The 7256-nt window shown below is 69.8% G+C and carries 7 protein-coding genes and 2 pseudogenes; 6 read left to right on the top strand and 3 right to left on the bottom strand.

Annotation, left to right across the window (positions count from 1 at the left end; genetic code table 11):
- Together StrepF001_RS38640 and StrepF001_RS38635 are read right to left on the bottom strand one after the other, a co-directional pair.
- Positions 1 to 306: pseudogene (locus tag StrepF001_RS38640) on the bottom strand (hypothetical protein); the annotation flags it as partial.
- Between the two features lie 171 nt (positions 307 to 477).
- The gene (locus StrepF001_RS38635) at positions 478 to 1359 is read right to left on the bottom strand and encodes a helix-turn-helix transcriptional regulator (RefSeq protein ID WP_129802826.1); all 882 of its coding nucleotides are present in this window, start codon (positions 1357 to 1359) and stop codon (positions 478 to 480) included.
- A gap of 189 nt (positions 1360 to 1548) precedes the next feature.
- Between StrepF001_RS38635 and StrepF001_RS38630 the strand changes: the two genes are divergently transcribed.
- The 4 genes from StrepF001_RS38630 (at position 1549) to StrepF001_RS38615 (ending at position 4760) form a co-directional block, all read left to right on the top strand.
- Positions 1549 to 2565 carry a zinc-dependent alcohol dehydrogenase family protein gene (locus StrepF001_RS38630; RefSeq protein ID WP_129802825.1) on the top strand — a complete coding sequence of 339 codons (1017 nt, stop codon included), beginning with the start codon at positions 1549 to 1551 and terminating at the stop codon, positions 2563 to 2565.
- Between the two features lie 106 nt (positions 2566 to 2671).
- The gene (locus tag StrepF001_RS38625) at positions 2672 to 3337 is read left to right on the top strand and encodes an SDR family NAD(P)-dependent oxidoreductase (RefSeq protein ID WP_129802824.1); all 666 of its coding nucleotides are present in this window, start codon (positions 2672 to 2674) and stop codon (positions 3335 to 3337) included.
- A gap of 225 nt (positions 3338 to 3562) precedes the next feature.
- Entirely contained in the window at positions 3563 to 3901 is a 339-nt protein-coding gene (locus StrepF001_RS45940) for a cyclophilin-like fold protein (RefSeq protein ID WP_240797857.1), read from the top strand.
- 91 nt (positions 3902 to 3992) lie between these two features.
- On the top strand, positions 3993 to 4760 hold the full coding sequence (locus StrepF001_RS38615) for a glucose 1-dehydrogenase (RefSeq protein WP_129802833.1): 768 nt from the start codon (positions 3993 to 3995) through the stop codon (positions 4758 to 4760).
- Between the two features lie 4 nt (positions 4761 to 4764).
- Here the strand turns inward: StrepF001_RS38615 and StrepF001_RS38610 are convergent, their stop codons facing one another.
- A complete protein-coding gene (locus tag StrepF001_RS38610) occupies positions 4765 to 5490 on the bottom strand; it encodes an SDR family NAD(P)-dependent oxidoreductase (RefSeq protein ID WP_129802822.1) in 726 nt (241 codons plus the stop codon).
- Positions 5491 to 5588: 98 nt separating this feature from the next.
- Here StrepF001_RS38610 and StrepF001_RS50230 point away from each other — a divergent pair.
- A pseudogene (locus tag StrepF001_RS50230) lies at positions 5589 to 5705 on the top strand (3-oxoacyl-ACP reductase); the annotation flags it as partial.
- A 209-nt stretch (positions 5706 to 5914) separates the two neighbouring features.
- The gene (locus StrepF001_RS38600) at positions 5915 to 7114 is read left to right on the top strand and encodes a CaiB/BaiF CoA-transferase family protein (RefSeq protein WP_129802821.1); all 1200 of its coding nucleotides are present in this window, start codon (positions 5915 to 5917) and stop codon (positions 7112 to 7114) included.
- Positions 7115 to 7256: the final 142 nt, after the last annotated feature.

Raw genomic sequence — 7256 nt, 5'->3', positions numbered from 1 at the left:
CGACGGCCAGATACGCAACTGCCTGTTCGCCCGCGAGGAGACCGACCTGCGCGCCAGGCGCTGGCCCTCGGCGGGGGTGGGCAGGATGGACACGTACGAGCCGTCGGGCAGAACCCACAGGGGTGGCAGGACGAGGTTCTTCTTGATCCGCCAGGCGAGGTGGCAGCCGGTTGCCTCGACCAGGCCCCACAGTTCGTGGCCGGCGAAGTCGCGGTCGGCCAGCAGCAGCATTCCTGGCCGCAGGGAGGCGAGCAGGCGGCGGGCGAGCTTGTGCTCGCTGCCCCCCCACTGGTCGATGCCACTCACCGTGCGGCGTGGCGGTATGGGATGCGAACGAGCCGATGCGGATACGTCGGCGTCGTGGCCACCGCGCTGCCTGCTGGGGCTTGCCCGAAACAAGGGCGAGTTCATGGCTCACTCACCCGTTGCACGGGCCTGCCCCTGACCCGGGGCACGGGCCCGATGCACCGACCGCCGTCAGGTGAGGGAGGGTGAGGCGGCCAGGTTCTGGTCGGTGGCCCAGGAGGCGAGGATGCGCAGCCGTTCGTGGGTGGGGGAGCCCGGGGCGGCGGTCCAGACGGTCAGATGCTGGTCGGGGTCGGTGTTGGCGGTGAGGGTGTCCCAGTCGAGGACGAGTTCGCCGACGACCGGGTGGTTGAGGGTCTTGGTGCCCACGGTGCGGGCGGCGACCTTGTGGTCGCCCCACCACTTGGCGAACTGCTTGTCATGCGTGGACAGTTCACCGACCAGCTCGATCAGACGGGGGTCCTCGGGATACTGGGCGGCCTCCATCCGAAGCTGGGCCACGGAAATCTGCGCGGAGGCCTCCCAGTCGGCGTACAGGGTGCGCATCGCCGGATCCGTGAAGATGATCCGCGGGTAGTTACGGTGCTTCTCCGGGATGCGGGAGAAGTCGGTGACCAGCGCGGCGGCCAGCGCGTTCCAGGCCAGGATGTCCCCGCGTCGGCCCTGCACGAGGGCGGGGGTGGCGGTGAGGTCGTCCAGGACGCGCTGCAGCTGCGGCTGGACCTGCTGCCGGCCCCGGCGTCGCGTGCGCGGAGTGGTCTTGCCCGCGAGCTGGAAGAGATAGCCCCGCTCGTCATCGTCCAGGTGGAGTACGCGGGCGAGGGCATCCAGGACGGGTGCGGAGGCCTGAATGCGCCCTTGTTCGAGTCGGGTGTAGTAGTCGGTGCTGATGGAGGCGAGCTGAGCGACCTCCTCACGGCGCAGCCCGGCGACCCGGCGGGGCCCACCGGTCTCCGGCAGCCCGACCGCACGCGGACTCAGCTCCGAGCGCCGTTTCCTGAGGAATTCTCCCAGCTCATCGAGGGGGACATTGCTGGTCATGTTCCCCAGCATGGCATCGATCCCACCCGGGAAGGGGGGAGAGTTTTCTCCCAGGATGTTTCTTTCCCAGGATGGATTTCTCCGCTTTTCCCCCCTGCGTCCGTGTGTGAGCCTCGATAGCGAACGGCCCGGAACGAAGCACATGGTGCAGTCGGTTCGGGGCTGTCTGCCAGAACCGCTCGCACTGAAAGAAGCACCCTCATGCGCGGAGCAGTCCTTCACGCCGCCGGCGACATCCGTTTCGAGGAGCGCGACGACCCGAAGATCATCAAGCCGACCGATGCGGTCATTCGGACGGTCGTCACCTGCGTGTGCGGCTCGGACCTGTGGGCCTACCGCGGCACGGACACCATCACCCAGCCGCAGCCGATGGGCCACGAGTACGTCGGCATCGTCGAGGAGGTCGGCAGCGAGGTCACCTCGGTCAAGCCGGGACAGTTCGTCATCGGCTCCTTCGCCACCTCGGACAACACCTGCCCGAACTGTCTGGCGGGCTACCAGTCCAACTGCCTGCACCGCGAGTTCATGAGCACCTGCCAGGCCGAGTACGTCCGCATCCCCAACGCCCAGGGGACGCTCGTCGCCACCGACGAGCAGCCCGCCGGGGAGTTCCTGCCCAGCCTGCTCACGCTGTCCGACGTGATGGGCACCGGCTGGTACGCCGCCAAGGCCGCCGAGGTCAGGCCCGGTTCCACCGCCGTGGTCGTCGGAGACGGTGCGGTCGGGCTGTGCGGCGTCATCGCCGCCAAGGAACTGGGCGCCGAGCGGATCATCGCCATGAGCCGGCACGAGCCCCGGCAGAAGCTGGCCCTGGAATTCGGCGCCACCGACATCGTCACCGAGCGCGGCGAGGAAGGCATCGCCCGCGTCAAGGAACTGACCGGCGGCATCGGCGCGGACAGTGTGTTGGAGTGCGTGGGCACCGCCGAGTCGATGCGGCAGGCGCTGCACTCCACCCGCCCCGGCGGCAACGTCGGCTTCGTCGGCGTCCCCCACGACGTCGCCATCGACGGCCAGGAACTGTTCTTCTCCCACGTCGGCCTGCGCGGCGGTCCCGCCCCCGTGCGCGGCTACCTGCCCGATCTCATCGACCGCGTCCTGACCGGCCGGATCAACCCCGGCAAGGTCTTCGACCTCACCCTGCCCCTGGACCAGGTCGCCGAGGGCTACAAGGCCATGGACGAACGCCGCGCCATCAAAACCCTCCTCACGCCCTGACCGTCAGCAGATCCCTCGCCGGGGCCGGACATCCACGCTGCCCGGCTCCGGCGGACGGCACGGCCCCCACCCCTTACAAGGACTCATCCCCTTACAAGGACTCATCGTGACCACCTTCGCCCTCATCGGCGCCGGGCCCGGCCTCGGGCTCGCCACCGCCCGCCGCTTCGGAGCGGCAGGTCACACCGTCGCCCTCGTTTCCCGCAGCCTCGAACGCCTGGACGACCTCACTGTCGAGCTGGCTCGCGACAACATCGAGGCCCGTGGCTTCGCCGCCGACGTCCTCGACATCGAGTCCCTGAACACGGCCCTTTACGCGGCCGCGACCGCTCTGGGGCCCATCGAGATCCTCCAGTACAGCCCCGTGCCCCGGCCCGGCTTCATGAAGCCGGTCCTGGACACCGGCGCCGACGCCCTCGACGCCCCGCTGGCCTTCTCGGTCAAGGGTCCGGTCGCCGCGGTGAACGCAGTCCTGCCCGGCATGCGTGAACTCGGCCGCGGCACCGTGCTGTTCGTCAACGGCGCCAGCGCCGTACAGCCCAACCCGAACGTCGCCGGCACCTCGATCGCCTTCGCCGGCGAGAGCGCGTACGCCCGCATGCTCCACGACGCGCTCGCCCCGGAGAACATCCACGTCGCGCAGCTGATCGTCCCCGGAGCCATCCGGCCCGACGCCGAACACAGCAGCCCCGAGGTCCTGGCTCAGCGTCTGTACGACATCCACCACAAGCGGGACGGCTTCCGCCACTATTCCGAGCCCCTCCCCGACTGAACCCCTGGACGCCCCGTGATGCCGGCCGCCCTTCCCACCCTGAGCCGTACCGCCGTAACCGCCGCGCTCCTGCTTTCCTTGACCGCCTGCACGCAGGACTCGTCCTCCTCCTCGACGACATCGCAGCGGACGACGGCGGACTCCGCACCGGCCGCACCGGAGCGGACGACGGCAAGCCTCGCACCGACCACACCCTCAGGCAGAACTGCTGTGAACATCCGTCTCATGATCAACGGCACTCCCGTCGACGCCACCCTGAACGACGCCGCCGCCGCCCGGGACTTCGCCGACCAGCTTCCCCTCGATCTGACCCTCACGGACTTCCACCAGACCGAGAAGATCGCCGACCTGCCCCGCCGCTTGTCCACTTCCGGTGCCCCGGAGGGAGCCACCCCGCGTGCCGGCGACCTCGCCTACTACGCGCCCTGGGGCAACCTGGCCGTCTTCTACCGTGACTTTCCCTACTCCGACGGGCTGATCATCCTGGGTCACATACCCGAAAGCGCCACTGAGCAGCTGGCTGCCGCGGACGAGGTCCCCGTCACCATCGAAAACGCCACGTAACCCCTCGACCTGCTCGCCGGCCGGACAACAGGTGACGAGCGAGCGCATGCCCAGTCGGCCCACACATCAGTCCTCGATGGGAGAGCACGCCATGAACCCCGCCTACGACTTCTCCGGCCAGGTCGCCTTCGTCACCGGAGCCGGCTCCGGCATGGGCCTGGCGACCGCCCGCGCCTTCGCCGAGTCCGGTGCCGCGGTCGCCCTCACCGACGTCGACGAAGCCGCCCTGAACGTGGCCGTCAAGGCCCTCACCGACGCCGGCCACCAAGTCCTCGCCCTCACCTGCGACGTCAGCGACGAGGACCAGGTCGCCGCCGCGGTAGACCGAACCGTCGAGACCTTCGGCCGCCTCGACATGGCCTACAACAACGCCGGCATCCAGATACCGCCCAGCGACGCCGCCGACGAACCCTTCGAGCGGTTCGACCGCGTCAACGCCATCAACCTCCGGGGTGTCTGGGCCGGCATGAAGCACGAGCTGCGACACATGCGTGCCCAGGGCAGCGGCGCCATCGTCAACTGCTCCTCACTCGGCGGTCTCGTCGGCCTCCCCGGCCGCGCCTCCTACCACGCCACCAAACACGGAGTGATCGGCCTGACCACCAGCGCCGCCCTGGAATACGCTCCGCGCAACATCCGCATCAACGCCATCTGCCCCGGCACCATCGACACCCCCATGGTCACCGACATGATCGCCAAGGGCGAGCTCGACCGTGCCGTGGCCGAGGCCAACCAGCCCATCAACCGGCTCGGGACCGGGGAGGAAATCGCTCAGGCCGTACTGTGGCTGTGCAGCCCCGGAGCGGGCTTCGTCGTCGGCGTCGCCCTTCCCGTCGACGGCGGCTACGTCGCCCAATGACCCCTCACGGTGCGGTTCCTGTCTCCTCAGCCAGCGCCTCCAGCAGCTGGTCCTGAAACACCTCGTCGTGCACTGCGCGGTGCGGCTCCAGGCGCTGGTGGTGGTACCAGTACCCGCCGGTCGTCAGGGCCTGGGGTTCGTCGCTCGACGCGAGCCATTCCTGCGTCCGATGGCCGAGCTCGAGGTCGTCCGGTGCGTCGGGTCCGCCCATCTTGGTCGGCACCCAGCCCGGATCCACGGCGTTGCTCAGAACCCCGGGGCGCAGGCGAGCCACGGCAGCCGCGAGCGTCGTGACGAACAGCTTGCTGTCGGAGTACGAGCCTGCGCTCCTGCCCTGCCAGTCGATACCGGGGAGCGAGGGGCGGCCACCGAAATGCGAGCTGCTGCTGAGGTACACCAGTCGGCGAGGCCCGCTGAGCAGGGCCGTGAGCAGGTACGGTGCGATGATGTTGACCGGCATGACCGCGGGGCCGCTCCACACGCCGGCGTTGTGGATGACCGCGTCGAGCGGCTTCGCGTCGTTCAGGTCTGCGGCGATACGCCGTACGGCGTCACGTTCCGTGAAGTCGCCCACCACGAGGTGCGCCCCACGGCCGACCAGCGCGTCGAGATCCGCTGCGCGCTCCTGGTTCCGGGCGTGCACCACCACGTCGTGGCCTGCGGACAACAGTGAATCCGCCGCGGCACGTCCCAGGCCGTCCGCGGAACCGGTCACCAGGATCCGACTCACGATTGCTGCTCCTTCCATGGGAGGGTCTTGGTCTTGTTTCATTCATGGTCGCCGCTGCCGACCGGGGCAGCCGGACAGCGGCTACAGCTGCCTGATCACAAGGTGGCCTCTACGCACACGCCCTGGCCGTCGCGGGCGCGTCCGTCGTCGTCAACGACGTGGACGAGGCCGTCGCCGAGCAGGCCGCCAGGTCCGTCGCAGAGGCCGGCGGCCGGCCGTGAGCATCACCGTCAGCGGTCTGGGCGAACTGAGGAAGCTCGCCGGGAGCGACCTCGGCCCAGCGAGTGGATCGCGGTCCCGCAGGAGCGCATCAACGGCTTCGCCGACGCGAAGCCGGCGTGCGTACTGCAGAGCGTGACGCGGTGCTACGCGTGAGCCGGGCGGGTAATACCGTCGGGGCACACCCGCTCCTGGAGGCCGCCGTATGACCGATCACCCCGCAGATCTGCCGCTGTCCGGCATCACCGTCGTCAGCGTCGAGCAGGCGGTGGCCGCCCCGTTCGCCACCCGTCAGCTCGCCGACCTCGGTGCCCGGGTGATCAAGGTGGAGCGCCCGGGCGGCGGCGACTTCGCCCGCCGGTACGACACCACCGTGCACGGCGAGTCCAGCTATTTCGTGTGGCTCAACCGCTCCAAGGAGTCCCTGTCCCTCGACCTGAAGTCGGACCGGGGGAGGCGGGTGCTGGACCAACTCCTCGGCGGGGCGGACGTGTTCGTGCAGAACCTCGCGCCCGGCGCGGCCGCCAGGGCGGGCCTGGGCGCGGAGGCCCTCGCCGAGCGCTTCCCGTCCCTGGTCCCGTGCTCCATCACCGGCTACGGCTCCACCGGACCCTGGGCCGACCGGAAGGCGTACGACCTGCTCATGCAGTGCCAGACGGGCCTGGTGTCGCTGACCGGCAACGAGCACGGATCCGCTCGGGCGGGGATCTCCGTCGCCGACATCGCCGCCGGGATGTACGCCTACTCGGGCATCCTCACCGCGCTGTTCACCCGCGCGACCACGGGCGTGGCACGGGCCGTGGAGGTCTCCCTGTTCGAGGCGCTGGCCGAGTGGATGGGCCAGCCCGCCTACTACACCCGGCACGGCGGTACCCAGCCCCCACGCCTCGGCACCCAGCACGCCACGATCGCCCCGTACGGCACCTACACCGCGGCCGACGGCAAGGAGGTCCTGTTCTCCATCCAGAACGAACGCGAATGGGCCGCCCTCTGCGAGCAGTTCCTCAGGCGGCCCGACCTCGTCGACGACCCTCGCTTCGCCACCGGCTCCGCACGGGTGGCCCACCGCACCGAGCTGAACGCGATCGTGGCCGAACGCTTCCGGGAGTCCGGCAGCGGCGAAGTGAGGAAGCTCCTGGACGAGGCGGGCATCGCCAACTCCGAAGTCAACGACGTCGAGGAGTTCCTGGCGCACCCGGTGCTCAGTGCCCGGGACCGCTGGCGGGACATCCCGCTCCCCGGCGGAACCCGAGTACCGGCCCTGCTGCCGCCGGTCGATCTCGCCGGTACGACCGCGCGCATGGACGCCGTCCCCGCGGCGGGCGAGCACACCGACCGGATCCTGGCCGAACTGGGCTACGACGCGGCCGACATCGAAGCACTGCGTGTGGACCAGGTCATCTGAACTCCCCGCCCCCCGTACGCCGTTCGCGACTGCTCTGAGGGCGGACCACCGGTGTCCGCCGCCACGAGCCCCACTCGGTGGGTCGCCGGTACCCGGCCCCGTTACGCGACGATCATGGCAACGGATCCCCTCCTGCGCCCCG

Origin of the sequence: Streptomyces sp. F001 (assembly GCF_004187715.1) — a bacterium.
Classification (GTDB): Bacteria; Actinomycetota; Actinomycetes; order Streptomycetales; family Streptomycetaceae; genus Streptomyces; species Streptomyces flavusporus.
This window is presented reverse-complemented; position numbering and strand designations above follow the sequence as displayed.

Excerpts from the sequence above, each read along its gene's own strand:
- StrepF001_RS38635 (WP_129802826.1), bottom strand. The coding sequence starts at position 1,359 with ATGCTGGGGAACATGACCAGCAATGTCCCCCTCGATGAGCTGGGAGAA.
- StrepF001_RS38615 (WP_129802833.1), top strand. The coding sequence starts at position 3,993 with ATGAACCCCGCCTACGACTTCTCCGGCCAGGTCGCCTTCGTCACCGGA.
- StrepF001_RS38630 (WP_129802825.1), top strand. The coding sequence starts at position 1,549 with ATGCGCGGAGCAGTCCTTCACGCCGCCGGCGACATCCGTTTCGAGGAG.
- StrepF001_RS45940 (WP_240797857.1), top strand. The coding sequence starts at position 3,563 with ATGATCAACGGCACTCCCGTCGACGCCACCCTGAACGACGCCGCCGCC.
- StrepF001_RS38600 (WP_129802821.1), top strand. The coding sequence starts at position 5,915 with ATGACCGATCACCCCGCAGATCTGCCGCTGTCCGGCATCACCGTCGTC.